The organism is Streptosporangium brasiliense (assembly GCF_030811595.1).
GTDB lineage: Bacteria > Actinomycetota > Actinomycetes > Streptosporangiales > Streptosporangiaceae > Streptosporangium > Streptosporangium brasiliense.
This window is the reverse complement of sequence record NZ_JAUSRB010000004.1, coordinates 87,984-105,521: the sequence shown is the minus strand read 5'-3', so window position 1 is coordinate 105,521 and position 17,538 is coordinate 87,984. Positions and strand designations below refer to the sequence as shown.

The following is a 17,538-nucleotide window of genomic DNA, read 5'->3' as shown; positions in this document are numbered from 1 at the left end:
CGTGCACGCGAGGTCGGCCGGCGGGTGCACGTGGAAAACGGCGTGCTGTACTTCGTTGACCCCGCCTCGCTGGCCATGGCCCGCACCTCCCGGGCGCTGCCGGTGAAGATGGACAAGGGCCGCGACGGCGAGGCCGTGGTCAACGTCGAACCGCTGTACGGAACCTTGGTCCCGCGCGCCGGCAAGCAGGCCCGCCGTGACCTGACCGGTTTCGACCTGGACACCAACAGGCTGATCAACGCCAAGCAGACCCCCGGCAAACCGTCGCCAGACTTCGTTGCCCGCGACACCGCCATCACCTCCCCGACCGACCTCTACACCAACGCCCAGGCGCTGAGCGTCGAGCACGAGGAGTGGCTGCACGCGACCATGCAGATCAAGCACCTGTCCGACGTCGAGCACCTGCCCGGACAGCTCGTCAACCTCACCGGAAAGGCCGTCAGCCCTCAGATGCACGGAACATGGCTGATCACCGAGGCAGCCCACCACCTGGAGTCGCGGCTGGTGTCCAAGCTCGGCACCCGCCGTTTCGACTCCTCCCTCACCCTGTCGCGTAACACCGACCAGGGATTTCAGATGCGCGACCGGCGAGCGCCGCGGGTCGACGACGGGTGCATGCTCTCAGGCGGCCGGTGGCGGGCGCGTAACCGACAGGTGGTGATCCTGTGAGGGAGCACACCGGCAAGTACCAGGCCATCGTCGTCTCGGCGCGCGACCCGAAAAATCAGCGCCGCATCACCGCCCGAGTGCCCGACGTGCTCGGCCAGACCGTTTCCGAATGGGCGCGGCCGGCCACGATCGTGGACGCCCCGCTCAAACCAGGCGCCATGGTGTGGATCACCTTCCCGAACGGTGACCTGCGCTGGCCGGTCTACCACGTGCCCAACGACCCCAAGCACGGGAGGATCATCCCCACCGGGGGCTCCTTGTCGGTCGACGGCCCCGGCCCGGCCGGCGTGGTGCTGGACGCCAAGGTGCACGCCAAGAAGTCCAACAGCGGGTATGTGGCCATGGTCGCCACCGCTTTTGAGATCGCCTCCACCACCGAGCTCAAAGAGCGCATCAGGCCCCTGACCACCGACGCGCTGGCCGCGGTCAAGGCCGCCCCCTCCTACGAGTGGTGCTACACCAGCGACCACACCAGCGACTCGCGGCTGCACGTCGGGCCGCTTCTGGAAGATCTGCCCGAGGTCGTCCAGGCGAGCGCCTCCACCGTCGACACCGGCGCCGTGATCGGCATCCTATGGGAAGCGGTAAGAACACTTTCCGCAAAAGTTGAATTGTTGGAGCAGGCGCTCGCAACTGCAAACGAAATCGCCAACCCAAATACACTGAATGGTGACTCTGGATAACCCTTTATCGCGGCAGGAGGAATGAACTATCGTGTCGCTCGGAAAAGCTCCTGTTGCGATCGACCAGCCGTTCCGTTTCGGTGTGGACGGCAGCGTGACGACAACGCGAAACGTGGACCGGCAGATTCTTCAGCGCCTGGTCACGATCATCGCCACCAACCCCACCGAACGCGTCATGATGCCGGAATTCGGCGTCGGCGTGGCCCGCATGGTTTTTGAGCCGGACCCGTCCACTGTGGTCGCGGACCTGTCCATTGACGTGGCCGAGCAGGCCGCCCTGTACGAGCCCGGCGCGGTCATCACCAAGCTGACCCCGTACCCGGAGCCGTCCAAGGGGATGGCGCTGCTGGACGTCGGATTCAAGCGGACCGACACCCCCGACTCCGGCGTGGCCGCGAGCCGTTTCGTGCACCGCGGCGTGGTCGGCCCCGGCGGCACCGTGAGCGAGGTCATCCGTGGCTGACGAGACCCTGGCCGAGATCGGCTACACCGTCCCCGAGGTCTCCCTGGACTACACCGCCCGCGACTACGACGCCGTGCTGGCCGAGCTGGTCCGCCGCGGGCGCCAGGTCATCCCCGAGTGGGTGGCCAACGGTGAGGGCGACTTCGTGATGATGCTCGCCGAGATCATGGCCTCTAGTACCGACCTCAACAATCTGTACATCGACCGGGTGCTGGGCGAGAGCGTCCTGGCCACCGCGACGCAGCGGGCATCGGTGCTCGCGCTGGCCGAGCAGATCGGCTACATCACCCACGGCACGATCGCGGCGACAGGGTCAGTCACCCTGACCTCCGACGCGACCACCACCGCGGCGATCACCGTACCCAAGGGTACGACGCTGCTGACCGACTACATCGAGGACCTGGACGCCCCGATCGTTTTCGAGACCGACAGCGACGTGGTGGTCCCGGCCGCCGGCGGAACAATCAACGCGGCGATCACCCAGGGCCAGACCGTCAACCGCTACGAGGCCGGCGAGGGCACCGGCCGCGCCGGCCTGTCGGTGCGCATCCCTCACCAGGGCGTCATCGAGGGAAGCGTCCGCGTGTGGGTCCAGGCCCCGCACGCCGACATCGAGTGGGTACGGGTCAACCGCGCGGTCGACGCAGCCCCGCAGGACCGGGTGTTTCTGGTCCGGCTGCGCGCCGACGGAACCACTTCGGTGATCTTCGGAAACGGGATCAACGGCTACGTGCCCGAGCTCGGCGCGAAGATCTTCCTGTCGTATCGGGTTGGTGTCGGCAGGGCCGGCAACCTCCCGGCCGGGAAGATCGGCCAGCTGGTTTCCAACACGGTGACCGGTGTTCTGGTCGCCCTGGACGCGGCCAGCAAGCCCCTGTCGACGGCGACGCTCGGCGGCTCCGACCCCGAGGACAACGACGAGATCCGCCGCAACGCACCCCACGCTTTCGCCGCCCAACGGCGCTGCGTCACCCTGCTGGATTTCTCCCGCCTCGCCCTGGAGGTGCCCGGCGTCTCGGCCGCCAAGGCGGTCTCCGCGCGTACGAGCTCGGTCACGGTGTTCTTGGCCGGCCCGGACCGCTCCACCCCGAACACCACGCTGCTGGACGCGGTGCAGGCCCGGCTGAAGGCCGCGGCGCTGTCCGGCGTCGCCGTGTCGGTCAGCTCACCCACGTTCGTCCCGGTGAATTTCGGGACCGACATCAACCCGCTTCGGATCTTCGTCGCCCCCGGTTGGCGCGACACGCAGGTCAAGGCGGCCGTGCAGACCCAGCTGGCCGCCTTGTTCAAAGCCGCGGACATGACGTTCGGTACGCGCGTCACCCTGAGCAAGATCTACACCACCCTGGCCTCACTGCCGGGTGTGATCAACATCAACATCCCCGTCATGGCGCGCAGCGACGCCCCCCAGGCCGGCGCCGACGACGCGGTGATGAAGGACTACGAGATGCCCGTCCTGGGTGTGGTGAAGTTGGCCACGACCGGCGGCGTCATCACCCCGGTATAGGAGCCGCCCCATGCCCGCCTCCTACCCCGAAGGAATCCGCACCTACTCAACCAAACTCGGCTGGCGCAACATCGTGTGGGCCGAGCACATGAACACGATGCAGGAGGAGATCGGCGCCACCCAGACCACGGTCGGCGTTAACCCGCACATCGCCCGCAACAACCCCGGCGGCCTCCTGCGCGAGTACGGCACCGTCGAACAGCGCATGACGGAACACGCCCGAGGCTCTGACCTGCCGTTTTATCGCGGCATGGCGTTGGGTGTGCCGCTGGTGGCTAACGCCTGGAATCCGGTGGCGCTGGTGGCGAAGTCCGATCCGTTCGTCATGTCCGACGACGCCGGGGTCCTCACCCTCAACGAAACAGGCCTGTGGATGATCGAGGCCCGCGCCGAATACAAGGCCACCGGCTACAGCCTGCAGAAAAAGGCCCGGCGCAAGCTGCGGGTGCTGTTCAACGGAATCGACGTCGGCATGGGCGACTTCACCGGCGAGGACGCCCGCAACTCCTTCGCCCTGCACAACCACATCACCTGGCCCGAAGTGTGGGAGAAGGGGACCAAGGTCACTGTGCAGGTACGCACCGACCTGGAAGCGCCCGAGCACACGCTGCTGGCCAACGTGGTGCTGCGCGCCTACCTGGTGCGCTACGTCAAGCAGGTACAGCAGGACGGCCGCCTGCTGCACATCACCGGGGCCGCCTGATGAGCGCCCTGTATCCGGCCGAGCTGCGGGAGTGGTCGACCAAGTTCGACTACACCACGGTCGTGCTCGCCGACCACTTCAACACCGTCCAGGACGAGCTCACCACGGGCCTGCAGCGCACCCTGGGCCTGACGCCGCAGATCGCCCGCAACGACCCCGGCAGCACGCCGTTCACGCTGCAAGCGGTCGTCGACTGGATCAGCAGCGCCCCGTCCGCCGACGTCGAGCGGATTATTCAGGTGCTGGAGGACTCCGGTCCGGTCAAACACAACTTCGACCCGGCGGCCGTCACCGACGCCCTGTACACCCACTGGCCCCAGTGGGCCGAGCGTTTCCCCCACATCGTCAGGACCAGCTGATGCCCGTCGTCAACACACCCCTGCCCTACGGTCAGGACAACCACTTGTCCGGCAGCCCCGACCGCATCTCCTCGTGGATCACCGGGACCTCGTCGTCGGCCATGTCCGAGCTGCTAGGACGAATCAAGGCGCGTACCTCCAACGGTCTGGAGCTGCGCCGGCCCGACGTGGACGCCTGGGTGCGGGACTGCACCCGCTACGACCCGCCCAGCGGCGGCACGACCACGCCCGGCGGCGGTTCCGGCGGCGGCACCACCACGCCTCCGCGCGGTGACGTGCGCAAGCCCCCGCAGGTCGGCGCCAAGGACCACCAGACCGTCGCGGCCCGGTTGCAGTACCAGGCGCGCGGCCTGCACCTGCCCTACGTCCGATCGGCCTCCTACGACCAGCAGGTCCCGGCCAACACCTGGACCCGGGCAGCGCTGCGGGCGCATGACGACCCGTACCAGATCACCTCCGGCAACGGCATGATCATCAACCAGGACGGGCTGTGGACCATCACCGTGAAAACGGACTGGTCGATCGGCCACGCCGAAGTTGTCGTCGGCGCCGCCCAGGCCACCCGCCTCATGGTCAACGGCCACGACGTCGGATTGCGCGATTACCTGGACGACGACGCCTACAGCTCGAAGATCCCCATCAACACTCTCACCTGGAGTGACACCTTCCGCGCCGGCACCACCCTGAACATCGACGTGCGCACCGAGGGGCTGGGCGCCAACTACACCGCCGTCTGCAACGTCTACCTGCGCGCCCACCTGGTCCGGTGCTTCGACGGCGGCATGGACATGGAGACCTTCCCGGCCCCGCCCTCTCCCACTCCGGGCCTGCCCCTGCCCGAGCTGCCGATGGGCGGCTACTGCGGACCCAACGACCACGCACCGGCCATCCCGCACCGGCCGGGCACCTGCAATGAGACCTCCTTTGCCCAGCGCTTCCTCACCAACGACGCCGGCCAGGTCGGCTACCTGCGCTGCGTCAACGGCGAACTCATCGACGTGTGGAGCTCGACCGGCTGGGGGAGTGGCGGATCCTACGGCGGCGGCAGCACCGGCAGCAACATCATCAACTCCCGCGACATCTACCGAATCACCGGCTGGTAACCATGGCCACCTACCCCAACGGCTACCGCGCGTGGCCCACCAAGCGCGACCTGTCCCAGACGATCATCGAGTCCCACACCAACGACGTCCAAGACGAAATCCGGGCCACCCAGACCGTGCTCGGCGTCAACCCGCAGATCGCCAACAACAACCCCGGCGGCCTGGTGATCGACTACACCACCGTCGCCGACCGGCTGACCTCCCACACCCGCGGCGAGCACCTGCCCTACTACCAGGGCGCCGTACGCAACTACCGGCTCAACACCGCGCCGCTGCTGGTCGGATCACCCGGCGTGCCGGCCGCCGACCCTGACGGCAACCCGCTGCGATGGGTGGGCACGGCCAGGCGGCAGCTGTGCAAGGAACTGCCCACGGCCGACGGCAAGCGGCTGCTGCTGCCCTACCACTACGAGCTCGCCGACCCCGAGGGTATCGACACGCCGTGGGTCGGGCTGCCCCTGGAGGCCGACGCGCTGACCGTGTCCGACGGCGGCTGGCAGCGACTCCCGATCAGGTACTACGACGACCCGTTCGTCATGGGCGTTCAAGACGGCGTCGTGCTCAACGAAACCGGCCTGTGGATGATCAGCCTCAAGGTGGACCACACCCCCGACGCCGACACCCGCGCCGTCAGGGCACGTCGCCGCGCACGCCTGGAGATCAACGGCAGAGACGCCACCTTGCACCACATGGTCCGCCAGAACGAGCACAACGGCGATTTCTTGATCAACACCATCCACTGGAGCGAGGTCCTCAAGCGCGGCACGCGCATCACCGCATCGGCGCGCATCGACGGGACCGACCTCACCGACGCGCTGCCGATCAACGCGTATTTGCGCGTGTACCTGGTGCGATGCACTGAGGAGGAGGACGACGGCATGCTGAGAGACTTCCCCCGGAGCATCTACACCCCGCCCCCGCCGCCTCCGCCGCCCGCACCTCCCGCGCCGACGCCGCCCAGGCCCGGCTCGCCGTCAAGTTCGGCGCCGCCCGCCGACTACAGCGGCGGCCACACCGTGGTCAACATCAACGGCAATTGGTACGCCTACTACGGCTACGGCACCGTCGGCCCCGTACCCGACGACGGCACCGGCCAGGTCCCGAGCTTCGACGGGCCAGGCGGCAAGCGCACCATCAACACCTACCCCTGATCGGACAACCAGATGGCCGTCTACCGCGTCGACCAGTACGCGCGGACCTTCTACGGTCCCAACCCTGAGCTACCCAGCTTCGATGAGCAGGCTTTCACCGCCCACTCGGTCGCCTACGACGGCATCTACCTGTCGTGGGACCTGCCCGCCGGCCAGTACGGCGGATTCCGGCTGGTCGCAAGCCTGGACGGCTACCCGCGCACCTTGGATGACGGCCGCCTGGTCATCGACGCCGACGCGGCGCCGAGCTCCTACATCGACGCCCAGACCCTGCCCGGACGCTTTCACTACTACGCGATCTTCCTCAAGATCAACAACGTGTGGGTGCGCGCCGGCACCGCCAGCACGCTGCACGTGAAAAACCACCAGATGGTCGACTGGTTGTGGCGCCGGATGCCGATTCACCACCGGCTGCTGCAGGGCTCCAACCTGACCGTGGACGCCGACTCAAACCAGACACTAGCCCGATTCATTCACATGATCGGCTACGGCTTGGACCGCGTTCGCTCGTCCATGGACGCGGCCCTGACCGCCTCGGAGCTGCGGACCACCCACATCACCACCGCCGGCCACCTGGCCGCTTCCCTGGGAGCTTTCGTCCCCGAGGGCGTCACCCCCACCCAGGCCCGCGTCATGACCATCGACTCGGCCTACCTCAGCAGCGAGCGCGGACACCCCGACACGATGAAGGCCGCCGCCCGCGCCGCGAGCGGCTGGGACCTGGAGCTGCGCCAGACCCTCAACCTGCTGCCGAGCTCGGACATGTCCGAGCAGATCAACCCGCTTTTCCCACCGTGGGATGCCTCCATCCGCTACGCCGTCGGCGCCGTGGTCGCGGTGGACTTGCACCTGTACCGCTGCCTGGTAGCGGCCTACGGCATCGACCAGGCGCCGCCCGGCAACGGGTCCAACAACACCTGGTGGACGGTGCACACCGCGGTCGACGACCGCACGGCCGCCTACGACTCAGGCCTGAGCACCCAGCACGGCTGGTCCGGCGCGAGCTTCACCGCGGGCGTGATCGACGCCAAGGCGGTGCCGAAAATCGCCGTCGGCGTGCCCCACCCGGTCACCGGCGACCGGGACGCCAACTGCCTGACCATCCACAACACCCACACCGCCGCGGCCGACATCGCCGCCTGGTCACTGCCGCCCAACCCGACCGCTGACCCGATGATTCCCGTCCAGTACGGGATCCCGCTGCCGCGTATCACCGTCTGGGACAAAACCCGCACCTACCGTGTGGAGGATCTGACCGAGTTCCGTGGCCAGGTCTACCGCGCCGTGCGCCGCTCGGTCGGCCTGCGCCCCGACACCTCCCCGGAGTGGGCGAAAAACTCCTCTGACCGCCGGCTGCGGCTGACCGTGTCGGCCTACATCCACCAGCCTCACGGCACCGCCCAGGCCGCCGCGCCGTGCTTCCCCTACGTCACGTGGTTCGACGAGTTCGGCCGGACGATCGGCACCCGGGCGGCCGTCGCCAGCGCTGACACGCGGGTGCTGGACACGTTCACCGGGTACCCCGGCGCCGACGCACTGGCCCCCTTGCAGGGACGCACCACAGAATTCGGTGGCAAGACCTGGACCAGCCCCGTGGCCGGATTCATCCGCGACTCCTACGCCGACGGCGCCGTCCGGCCGGCCGTCCCCGGCCAGCGCTGCCTGTCGATCATCGACTACGGCGTCAAGGACGCGGTCGTGGCCGCGACACTGGCCACCACGCCCTCCGGGGCGAACAAACAGGGCCTGATTCTGCGCTACATCGACGCCGCCAACTACATCCGTGCCTCGCGCTCCACGCTGGACCGTGTGCAGGCCGGCGTGGTGACGACCCTGGCCACCTACGCCTACCCCGTGCAAAACGGTGACCGGCTGTCCGTGCGCGCGGCGGGCGACAACTTCACGATTCAGATCAACTCAGCCACGGTGGCCACGGCCACGTCCGCCTTCCAAAACACCGCCACCCGCTTCGGCATCGTCCTGGAGGCCTGACATGGCGATCTACGCGAACTACGTCACCAACCCAACTTTTGAACTCGGCACCGCTCTGTGGGAGGCCGAAAACGGCGCCTCTTTCTCCCGCGTGGCGGCCAATCCGGCCTCCGGCACCTACTCCCTACGCCTATCGAATTTCGGCTCACAGAACGTCTACGGTGGTGTCCGTACCACTGTGCCGGTCGAGCCCGGAGGCCTGGCCTACAGCCTGTCGCTGAGCATCAAGGGCATCACCGAAAGCCACGGCAGCGGCTACAACGACGGTGTGCGGGTCACCGTCTACGACCTGCTGCCCGGCGCGGCGATGTCGGCCCGCGTGCAGGTAGCCACTCAGACGTTTGCCCGCACCACCAACGGCCGGGTAGCCGTACGCAACCTCGTGCCCCGCGCGGGCGCCGACCGGCTCGTCATCGCCGTCACCACCGCGAGCAGCTATTACCAGGCGGGCTCGACATCGACGAGCTACGGGTCCTACCAGGACTACACCGACGGCCCCGTGTCCGGTGGCGGATGGATCGTCGTCAGCCCGTCGACCTACACCAGCATGCTGTCGTCGCCCAACTGGCAGGGCAGCACCTCCCATACGACCGGCAGCCAGCGCTTCGGCAGCTTCCGCACCGTCACCACCATCACCAACCCGCCCATCTCCGGCGGCACCTCCTCCGCCGACATCGACGCCGTCAAGCTGGAGCAGGGCACCACCGAAACCGGCTACGTGGACGGCAGCAGTCCCGGCTACGTCTGGTCAGGCGCCGCCCACGCCTCGGCCACCTTGGCCATGGTCGCGCTGTCGGCCGCCGGCGCAGGTGCGATGACCTCCCCCGCGGTCGAGATGATCCGCCTGAAGTTCTTGCAGGGCAGCGGCTCAGGTGCCAGCACCGGCAGCGCGCAGCTGAGCGCCGAAGGCACCGTCAAGGCCTCCGGCACAGGTAAGGGAACCGGAAGAGCCAGACTGTGGAGCTCGGGGGCGTTCTCGGCCTCCGGCGTCGGCGGTAGCCTCGGCTCGGCCTACCTGTATCGCATCGTGCCCATATCCGCCTCCGGCGAAGGCGGCCCCGGCACCGGCCTGGACGCGCCGCGGGTGATCATGTTCAAGGCGTGGCCGACCTTCGCTGACGGCCACGGCGTCGGCGGCGGCAGCGCGTCACTGTCCCCGCCCCAACCGATCTCCATGTCCGGCGCAGGCGTCGGCGGCGGCAGTGCGCAGCTGGGAATCGGCCTGCAGCTGGTCGCCACCGGATACGGCGTCTCCGTCGGCTCCGCGGACCTGACCGACGGCACCCCCGACGGTGCGTTCACGGATTTCGCGATCTGGGGAGCGGCCCCCACCGAAAACGACCCGCTCCAGTTCGGCACCGGCGCGACCAACGCCGGCATCACCTCCGGCGCCAACGGCCAGCCGTGGAACCGCGTGCACGCCGAATTCATCGCCCCCGCCGACCAGCCGGCCGGCTCCGGCAAGTACGTCTGGCGCCGCGCCGCCTACGCTGCCGTGGGCTTCCGCTTCAACGCCGTCCCGGCCGCCAACTTCCACGAGGTCGCTTGCGTGCAGGTCGAGCCGTCCGGCACCGCGACGTCGCCCGGCCCGCGTCCCTACACCACCGCGCAGACCCTGGTCCCGCTGGTGATCGCCGACAGGGCGAACTACGCCGAGGGCGTGCTGTGGACCTCAGGCGACGCGACCAACCTCACCGTTACCGAAGACGGCGTCTCGCCCGTCGCCGGCGACGTCTTCCCCGCCCGTAAGATCACCTACGGTGCCGGCTCGACAGGGTTCGTCGGCGGATCCATCGTCACCCCGCCGCCGGGCGCCGACTGCGTCCTGTCGCTGTATGTGCACAGCGACGGCAGCCTTCCCGAGATCGTGCTCAAGGTCACCTTGAACGGGCCGCCGTACACGACCCTCGGCCAGCTGACGGTGCCGATGACGGCCGGCTGGAAGCGGATCGAAGTGCCGTTCAGGTCCGTCGTTGCTGGCGTTTTCCTGGAATTCGTCAGCCCGCCGGCGAACCTGCCGCGGCCGGCGACGTTCTGGGCCGCGGGAGTCATGGTCGAGCAGGCGACCAAGGCCGGCAGCTACTTCCACCTGGTGGCCGGATCCAAGGACTACTACTACCGCGGCAACGGCGGCGACCCGACCAAGGGCGTCTTCTGGTACCCCAACATTGAAGAGCGCACGCCTGCGCTGATGGCGGCTCTGGAAGAGCACGCCCCCTTGGGAGTCCGCATCGGAACCCCCCGATTCGGCGACATCCCCCACCTGGATTAAATGCTCAATTACAAATCGGATCGCATTATCTCCTAGCGTCTATTGGTACCCCCGGAATTCTCTGGGGGAAATACCAACTCTCTCGCGAGGAGTTATTGCAGTGGCTGGTTTTGATCTCGTTCTCATTCTCGGCTTAGTCGTCGGCCCGGCCCTTTCCCTGGTCGTCGGCCTGGTCACCAAGGCGTCCTGGAGCGGCACCACCAAGGGCCTGCTGCTGACCGCCCTGTCCGCCCTGGATGGCTTCCTGGTCGCCTGGGAGCAGGCTGCCGGCGCCGGGCAGAGCTTCGACTGGCGGACCGCTCTCCTGGTCGCCGTGGGTGCTTTCCTGGCCGCGCAGGCCGCCCACGACCGGGTGTGGAAGCCCTCGGGCCTGACCGCCGCCGCTCAGGGCGCGCTGGTCAAGGACCGCGTGGACCTGGCCGCGTGATTCAGATTCTGCAGGTCGGCGTGGCCGCGTGGATGGTGTACGAAGCCATTCGCGCGGTCACGGCCGTGGTCGCTGCGCTCCAGCCGCTGCTCGTCATCGCCGTCTGCTACGGGCTCACCTTCGCCCCGCCGGTCGCCCTGCTCGCGCTGAACGCCGCGGCCGTGGTCGCGGCCGTCCGGCTGCTGTTCGCCCGGCTCGCTGTCCCCGAGCGGATCCAGACGGCGCCTTCGCCGTCGCTGCTGGAGCGTCTGCGCGCGTCCCGACCGGCCAAGCCGTCGCGGATCCCCGACCTCCCGTAGCCTCCCAAGTTCACATTTTCCCAGATTATTTCTCGTTCGCAGTTGGGATATGAGTTGCGCCCCTAGTTGGGATGCATCGGATGCTTTGGTCACCCCGAAAACGACCCCGCGAAAAGGACCTTTACGTGGCATCTGATGAGGAACCGATGGTCATTCTGGCTGTGGCCGGCGCTGCTCCCATTACCGGCAGCCACATCGACGATCTCCTGTCCGATTTCCTGCTGGTCGACACCGACGAGGCCCGCGAGTTCGCCGTCTACCTCCCGGCCGACCGCGCGCTGACCACCACGGCCGTCCTGGAGACCGCCAAGTGGCTGGAGGAGTTCGAGGACGTGGGCTACATCGCCGTCACCGGCGGCAACCCCGGCCGCAAGGGAAAGCCGATCCTGTCCGACGCTGACGACGAGATCGGCGAGGACGGCCAGGACGTTGCCGAGCACCTGGTCAAGATCCTGGCCGATGCCGTCGCGGACGGCCACGAGGCGTACCTGCTGCTGGCCTGGGGCGACAGTGACGACGCCCCCGACGAGCACACCCAGCGTTTGCTGGACCTGGCCGCCGCCGCTGGGGTGAAGGCCAAGGACCTCACCATGGGCCTGGACGACCTCGGCTTCGACGACGACGACGAGGAGGAGGACGACGAGGAGGAGGACGAGCCGCCGGCCAAGAAGAAGAAGAAGAAGGACGCCGAGCAGATCGAGCTCACCGAGCCGGAGATCGAGCTCGGTGCCGGCGACGAGGCTCAGGCCGAACTGCCCGGCTACGTCGACCCGCAGCCGGCCGACGACGAGCAGAACATTCCCGACCTTCAGGTCACGCTCGCGTTCGTCTTCGAGCTCCTCACCTACCAGGACCGCGCCAACGCCGCCAACCACCTGACCGGCGTTGTCTACAGGCCCCTCACCAAGGCCGTCCGCTACCACATGCAGAAGCTGGTCAACGCGCTGGGCGAGGCTCCGACGCCCGACCCTGAGCCCGCCCAGGAGGAGCCCGCTCCCGCGGCCAGGCGGCGCGGCAAGGCCCGCGACATCGACGCGGACATGGTCGATGTCTACATCGACGAGGCCAAGGGGTCCATCCGCCTGATCAGTGGCCGCGGCCGTCCGCGCAAGGGCGAGGCGAAGGACACGATCCCGCGTTCGGAATTCGAGCGGATCAAGAAGGAATTCGCCGAGATGGAGTAACAGAGAAAGGCCCTGGCCGAGGGAAGGGGCACGGCCAGGGCCTTTCATCACCACCACGCGCTCGCGAGTGGGCGGGAACCGGGAAACCCACCGCGAGGGGTTCGGCGCCCGTAGCAGCGCCGGTGATGAAGAACATACCGGAACCCCTTGAATAACGCGAATTCCGTAGCAAGTAGAAGGACCCGCAGTTGGCAAATGAAATCGAATCCGAGGTCTGGCATAAAGCGCCGCGGGAAATCAAAGGCGTTGAACTGCTAGTCCTGCTGCGGCTGGCCAACTCCGCCGGCTACGACCACCGGATGACCTGGCTCGGCGTGGACGCCCTGGCCAAGCAGGTTCGGGCCTCCCGGTCCGCGGTCTACGGAGCCCTGGCCAAGCTGGCCGACAGGGGAGTCATTCAGGAAGTGGCCCAGACCGAGTGGCCGGCCGCGGCCGACGGTTATATGTCGGTCGTCCGTCGGATCACGCCGGTGGAGTTCTGGGACGAGAATTGCCCGGCGCCGGAGTACCGGACCCCCGTCGGCGGCGGGGAAATCCCAACTAGTCCAGAATCTGGACCTGTTGGGGAGGAGGCTGCACAGAGTTCGGATCCAGAGGCCGGTGAAATCCGAACTAGTCCAGAATCTGGACCCAATAGAAAGATAACTACCTATAGGAGTACTTCGTACTCCTATAGCGCCGCGCCTTCGGCTCGGCGGAACGGGAAGACGACCAAGGCCGAAGCCGCACGCAAGGCCGACGCGGCCGACGCCGAGCTCGACCCTGCCCGGTTCCTCTTCACCGACGACGAGCTCCCCGAAGGCGCACGCCGAGACAAGCCTGCGCGCCAGCTCCGTGAGCCTGGCCCCGACACCGGTATGGGCCTGGCGACGTACTTCGCCAAGGCCGTTGTCGACCTCGGCCGCGCCGAGAGCGGCGGGGGAGGCGTTAGCCGCCTGCTGTTCACCGACGTGGCCAACCGGACCAAGCTCGCGGCCACCCTCAACCGGTGGAAGAACCAAGGGATCAGCCCCGACGAAATCCGCCGGATGGTCGACGCCTACGTCTCCGTGGCCGGCTTCCGCAACCCCCGGGCAATCCCTTGGGTCGACTTCCTCGCCAAGCGGGCTCTGCTGGCCGCCCACGCAGCCGGAGCCGCTGCCGTAGATGCGGGCCGGCCCGAAACCTTCAATCCGGCCGCCTGGACCTCCCAGGAGCCTCACAGCGCCTCAGACGGCACTTACGACTTCAATCCGGACGACTGGAGTTCCCAGTGACACACCCCCCGTACATCACCGAGCTCTACCGGCGTCGTCTGGCGGTGGCCGGCATCCCGATGAAGTACCGCCACCTGCGCCTGGCTGACTGGCAGCCCTACAACGACCTCGCGGCCAAGGCCTACACCGCCGCGGTCAACTTCGTGGCCACCGTCCCCGAGCGCCTCGCGGTCGAACCCATGGACGAGCCCGCCGGCCCCCTCATTGGCCGCGGACTGGCCCTGATCGGCCCGTGGGGCGGCGGCAAGACCACCTTGGCCTGCGCCACGGCCAGTGAAATCCACATTCAGCACAACCCGGCCATCTTCTTCGTCGCCATGGCCGACTACATCGCGGTGTTGGCCGAGCAGCACTCCATCAAGCCGCAGGCCGACCGCGGAGTGCCGGAAGCCGTCGAGCGCTACTGGAAGATCCACGAGCTCAAGCAGCGGGTCTACAAGAGCCCGCTGGTCGTCTTCGACGACGTCGGCAAGGAGCACAGAACCGCCTCCAACATGGCGGTCGACGAGGTGGACCGACTTCTGCGCCAGCGCTTCCGCAACGGCCTGCTGAACGTCGTCACGTCCAACGAACCGCTCGAACGGTGGTCCAAGCTCTACAACCCGTCAATGGCCTCGTTCGCCTCCGAGGCGTTTGACGAGGTCGTCCTGGGCGGCAAGGACCTGCGCCGTGGCTGCTGACCACATCCACACCACCGTCACCGCCCGCGCATACCCCCTCACCACCCCCGCCAAGGAGTTCTGCTGATGGACATCGTCGAATTCGACCCCACCGACCCCCTGCTCAGCAAGGCACGTAACCGGCTAATGCACCTGGTCAACAGGCGCACCCCGACCGGCTGCTGGTTGGTCAAGCCGACCGGGGCCAGCCGCGCCTACGGCCGGCTGATGGTCAATCGCGACTACGACCTGGCCCACCGATGGTCTTACCGGATCTACTTCGGCCCGATCCCCGCCGGCCACCGCGTTTTCCGCACCTGCCGAACCGACAACTGCGTGGCGCCGGAGCACCTGTACGCCCGCAAGGCCGAGCCCCGCACGCGCGTAGCGTTCGACCGGCGCCGCACCAACCGGCCCCGGGCCAAGCTCACCTGGGAGTCCGTCGCGCTGATCCGCGCCAGCACGAACACTGACACCGCGCTGGCCGAGGAGTACGGCGTGCACCGCGTCACCATCCGCGACGTCCGTTCCTTCAAGTCGTGGGTGACCCGGTGACCGCCGCCATGGTCGCCACCGAGCTGGTGGAGGAGACCGGGAAGCTGGCCAAGGCCCGCCGCAAGCTGCTCGACTACATGCGCGTCGACCACGTCCGTGGCTGCTGGCTGGTCCAGGTCGGCATGACCCGCAACGGCTACGGCCAGATGATGGTGGACCACGAGCGCGACCTTACCCACCGCTGGAGTTACCGGGCTTTCCACGGCCCGATCCCCGCGGGGCTGGTCGTTCGCCACGCCTGCGACGTCCGCAACTGCGTCAACCCGCTGCACCTGAGCATCGGCACCCAGTCCGACAACATCCGCGAGTGCGTCGCCCGAGGCCGCTTCGCGAAAAACCGCGGCGGAGCCAAGCTCGGCTGGCCCGAGGTCGAAGCCATCCGCGCCAGCTCGGAGACCAACACCGCACTGGCCGCGCGCTACGGCGTCCACCGCCTGACCATCGGCGAGATCAAGCTTGGCAGGACGTGGATCCGATGAAAAACGGCGACATCTCCAACGAGGTTTCCCCGCGCCTGCTGATCGAGTTTGAGGGGCTGTTGGGCGCCAAGTTGACCTCACGGCGCATGTATCTGGTGGCCCGCAGGCTCCGCCGTTGGGAACAGGCTGCGGACCTATGGGACCTCGATGACCTGGTGATCAAGGTGATCATCGACTTGACGTGGCGGCTGCATCAGGAGATCGACGTGGTCACCACCGGGCCGCGGGAGTTCGCCCGCGCGCTCGGCGATCGGCTGGACAACGAACAGGTGCCCGTGCGCCGGGTCTGGACCTACGACCCCCGCTACCTGGCCCGCCGGCTGATCTCCATGCCGTACGTCACGGCCGTATACACCCCCGACCCCAAGCACGCGCTGATGTACGGCAGCAGGGGCCGCGTGATCACCCCCGAGACGATCACCCAGATAGGACGCTACTGATGGACACCGAGCGCCTGCTGATCTCCAAGGTCATCGAGTCAGCAGACCTCGCGCCGGCCGCAGAAGCCGGGATCACCCCCGGGTGGTTCGCCGACCCGTCCTCGGCGAGGGTCTGGTCGATGATCGTGGACCACAAGGGCCGCTACGGCAACGTGCCCACCCTCGCCGCGGTCAAGCGGGACTATCCGACTTACAAGCTTTTGGCGACGCCCGAGGGGCTGCCGTACCTGGTCGACCAGATGCGCGAGCACCGCCAGCTGGTCATGCTGGAGGCCGCGATCACGGATGCGGCCCAGTCCCATATCCGGCGCGACACCGCGGCGACCACTGCCCGGCTGGCGGCCGTGCTGGCCGAGATCGCCCGGACCACGCCGACCGCCTACGACATCGACCTGTCGACCAATGGTGACGAGCGCCTGACCCACTACCGGGAGCTGGATGCACTGGACGGCCGGCTGCGTGGCATCCCCAGCGGGTTCCCGGCGATCGATCTTGCGCTACAGGGGTTCGAGCCGGGACAGCTGATCACGTTCGTCGGCCCGCCGAAAACCGGCAAGTCGACGTCCATGCTGCTGATGGCCAAGGCCGCCAACGACTCGGGCAAGGAGCCCTTGTTCGTCGGGTTCGAGATGAGCAACCGTGAGCAGTGGGAGCGCCTGGACGCCATCCGCGCCGGCATCTCCCACAAGCGGCTGCGCAACGGCACACTCAAGCCGGCCGAGTGGAAGCTGTTGGAACGTTCCGTCCGAGCAAGTCAGAACCTGCCGAGCTTCCACATGTCCCAGGACACGAGCTCGGTCACCACCCTGACCGGCCTGCGAACCAAGATCGAAAAATTGGACCCGGACATCGTCTACGTGGACGGCGTCTACATGATGCAGGACGAGGAAGGAGAGCCCAGCGGATCATCGCAGGCGCTGACCAACATCACCCGCGGCATGAAACGCCTGGCCCAGCAGCTCGAAAAGCCCATCGTCATCGCGACCCAGGCCCTGGAAAGCAAGATGAACGGCAAGAAGCTGACGACCTACTCCATCGGCTACAGCTCCAGCTTCGTTCAGGACTCGGACGCGGTCATCGGCGTGCAGCAGACCGACGACCCGAACATCACCTTGATGAAGCTCCTTGCCGGCCGTAACGCCTCCCCGATGGAGGCCTATTACACGTGGACGTGGGAGCCGGTGAAGTTTGAGGAGCTGGAGTACAACCCGTTTGGCGGCGACGGATACGAGGGCGGCAGCGATGGCTGGTAGGCGACCGCGCCGCCGCCCAGCCGGGCCGGCGATCAGATCCGGCTGGGGCCACGTCACGAACGTCGTGCCCGGCGACCCTGTGGC

The 17,538-nt window shown here is 67.6% G+C and carries 19 protein-coding genes; all 19 read left to right on the top strand.

Features of this window, described 5'->3' with window-relative positions; genetic code table 11:
• Positions 1–669: hypothetical protein (locus J2S55_RS48095; protein ID WP_306876410.1), on the top strand; the 669-nt coding region annotated here is incomplete at its 5' end.
• Positions 666–1,352, top strand: a complete 687-nt coding sequence (locus J2S55_RS48090) for a phage baseplate assembly protein V (RefSeq protein ID WP_306876408.1) — start codon at positions 666–668, stop codon at positions 1,350–1,352. The genes J2S55_RS48095 and J2S55_RS48090, both read left to right, overlap by 4 nt.
• A 94-nt stretch (positions 1,353–1,446) precedes the next feature.
• A complete protein-coding gene (locus tag J2S55_RS48085; protein ID WP_306876406.1) occupies positions 1,447–1,815 on the top strand; it encodes a GPW/gp25 family protein in 369 nt (122 codons plus the stop codon).
• Positions 1,808–3,322, top strand: a complete 1,515-nt coding sequence (locus J2S55_RS48080; RefSeq protein WP_306876404.1) for a baseplate J/gp47 family protein — start codon at positions 1,808–1,810, stop codon at positions 3,320–3,322. Before J2S55_RS48085 ends, J2S55_RS48080 begins: the two co-directional genes overlap by 8 nt.
• Before the next feature lie 10 nt (positions 3,323–3,332).
• The gene (locus J2S55_RS48075) at positions 3,333–4,025 is read left to right on the top strand and encodes a hypothetical protein (RefSeq protein WP_306876402.1); all 693 of its coding nucleotides are present in this window, start codon (positions 3,333–3,335) and stop codon (positions 4,023–4,025) included.
• A complete protein-coding gene (locus J2S55_RS48070) occupies positions 4,025–4,384 on the top strand; it encodes a hypothetical protein (RefSeq protein WP_306876400.1) in 360 nt (119 codons plus the stop codon). Before J2S55_RS48075 ends, J2S55_RS48070 begins: the two co-directional genes overlap by 1 nt.
• On the top strand, positions 4,384–5,487 hold the full coding sequence (locus tag J2S55_RS48065; RefSeq protein WP_306876398.1) for a hypothetical protein: 1,104 nt from the start codon (positions 4,384–4,386) through the stop codon (positions 5,485–5,487). The genes J2S55_RS48070 and J2S55_RS48065 overlap by 1 nt, the downstream gene beginning before the upstream one ends.
• Before the next feature lie 2 nt (positions 5,488–5,489).
• Positions 5,490–6,638 (top strand): hypothetical protein, encoded by a 1,149-nt coding sequence (locus J2S55_RS48060; protein ID WP_306876396.1) that lies wholly within the window; start codon positions 5,490–5,492, stop codon positions 6,636–6,638.
• A gap of 12 nt (positions 6,639–6,650) precedes the next feature.
• The gene (locus J2S55_RS48055; protein WP_306876394.1) at positions 6,651–8,630 is read left to right on the top strand and encodes a hypothetical protein; all 1,980 of its coding nucleotides are present in this window, start codon (positions 6,651–6,653) and stop codon (positions 8,628–8,630) included.
• Position 8,631: 1 nt separating this feature from the next.
• Entirely contained in the window at positions 8,632–10,902 is a 2,271-nt protein-coding gene (locus tag J2S55_RS48050) for a carbohydrate binding domain-containing protein (protein ID WP_306876391.1), read from the top strand.
• A gap of 100 nt (positions 10,903–11,002) precedes the next feature.
• The gene (locus J2S55_RS48045) at positions 11,003–11,329 is read left to right on the top strand and encodes a hypothetical protein (RefSeq protein ID WP_306876389.1); all 327 of its coding nucleotides are present in this window, start codon (positions 11,003–11,005) and stop codon (positions 11,327–11,329) included.
• Positions 11,326–11,628, top strand: coding sequence for a hypothetical protein (locus J2S55_RS48040; protein ID WP_306876387.1), 303 nt, complete (start codon positions 11,326–11,328; stop codon positions 11,626–11,628). Before J2S55_RS48045 ends, J2S55_RS48040 begins: the two co-directional genes overlap by 4 nt.
• A gap of 146 nt (positions 11,629–11,774) precedes the next feature.
• Positions 11,775–12,812 (top strand): hypothetical protein, encoded by a 1,038-nt coding sequence (locus J2S55_RS48035; RefSeq protein ID WP_306876386.1) that lies wholly within the window; start codon positions 11,775–11,777, stop codon positions 12,810–12,812.
• A 188-nt stretch (positions 12,813–13,000) separates the two neighbouring features.
• A complete protein-coding gene (locus tag J2S55_RS48030) occupies positions 13,001–14,068 on the top strand; it encodes a hypothetical protein (RefSeq protein ID WP_306876384.1) in 1,068 nt (355 codons plus the stop codon).
• Positions 14,065–14,748, top strand: a complete 684-nt coding sequence (locus tag J2S55_RS48025) for an ATP-binding protein (protein WP_306876383.1) — start codon at positions 14,065–14,067, stop codon at positions 14,746–14,748. Before J2S55_RS48030 ends, J2S55_RS48025 begins: the two co-directional genes overlap by 4 nt.
• Positions 14,749–14,814: 66 nt before the next feature.
• Positions 14,815–15,282 carry a hypothetical protein gene (locus J2S55_RS48020; RefSeq protein ID WP_306876381.1) on the top strand — a complete coding sequence of 156 codons (468 nt, stop codon included), beginning with the start codon at positions 14,815–14,817 and terminating at the stop codon, positions 15,280–15,282.
• The gene (locus J2S55_RS48015) at positions 15,267–15,761 is read left to right on the top strand and encodes an HNH endonuclease signature motif containing protein (protein ID WP_306876379.1); all 495 of its coding nucleotides are present in this window, start codon (positions 15,267–15,269) and stop codon (positions 15,759–15,761) included. The genes J2S55_RS48020 and J2S55_RS48015 overlap by 16 nt, the downstream gene beginning before the upstream one ends.
• On the top strand, positions 15,758–16,201 hold the full coding sequence (locus J2S55_RS48010; RefSeq protein WP_306876377.1) for a hypothetical protein: 444 nt from the start codon (positions 15,758–15,760) through the stop codon (positions 16,199–16,201). The genes J2S55_RS48015 and J2S55_RS48010 overlap by 4 nt, the downstream gene beginning before the upstream one ends.
• Positions 16,201–17,454, top strand: a complete 1,254-nt coding sequence (locus J2S55_RS48005) for a DnaB-like helicase C-terminal domain-containing protein (RefSeq protein WP_306876375.1) — start codon at positions 16,201–16,203, stop codon at positions 17,452–17,454. The genes J2S55_RS48010 and J2S55_RS48005 overlap by 1 nt, the downstream gene beginning before the upstream one ends.
• Positions 17,455–17,538: the final 84 nt, after the last annotated feature.

Excerpts from the sequence above, each read along its gene's own strand:
- J2S55_RS48075 (WP_306876402.1), top strand. The coding sequence starts at position 3,333 with ATGCCCGCCTCCTACCCCGAAGGAATCCGCACCTACTCAACCAAACTC.
- J2S55_RS48070 (WP_306876400.1), top strand. The coding sequence starts at position 4,025 with ATGAGCGCCCTGTATCCGGCCGAGCTGCGGGAGTGGTCGACCAAGTTC.
- J2S55_RS48065 (WP_306876398.1), top strand. The coding sequence starts at position 4,384 with ATGCCCGTCGTCAACACACCCCTGCCCTACGGTCAGGACAACCACTTG.
- J2S55_RS48060 (WP_306876396.1), top strand. The coding sequence starts at position 5,490 with ATGGCCACCTACCCCAACGGCTACCGCGCGTGGCCCACCAAGCGCGAC.
- J2S55_RS48055 (WP_306876394.1), top strand. The coding sequence starts at position 6,651 with ATGGCCGTCTACCGCGTCGACCAGTACGCGCGGACCTTCTACGGTCCC.
- J2S55_RS48050 (WP_306876391.1), top strand. The coding sequence starts at position 8,632 with ATGGCGATCTACGCGAACTACGTCACCAACCCAACTTTTGAACTCGGC.
- J2S55_RS48035 (WP_306876386.1), top strand. The coding sequence starts at position 11,775 with ATGGTCATTCTGGCTGTGGCCGGCGCTGCTCCCATTACCGGCAGCCAC.
- J2S55_RS48020 (WP_306876381.1), top strand. The coding sequence starts at position 14,815 with ATGGACATCGTCGAATTCGACCCCACCGACCCCCTGCTCAGCAAGGCA.
- J2S55_RS48010 (WP_306876377.1), top strand. The coding sequence starts at position 15,758 with ATGAAAAACGGCGACATCTCCAACGAGGTTTCCCCGCGCCTGCTGATC.
- J2S55_RS48005 (WP_306876375.1), top strand. The coding sequence starts at position 16,201 with ATGGACACCGAGCGCCTGCTGATCTCCAAGGTCATCGAGTCAGCAGAC.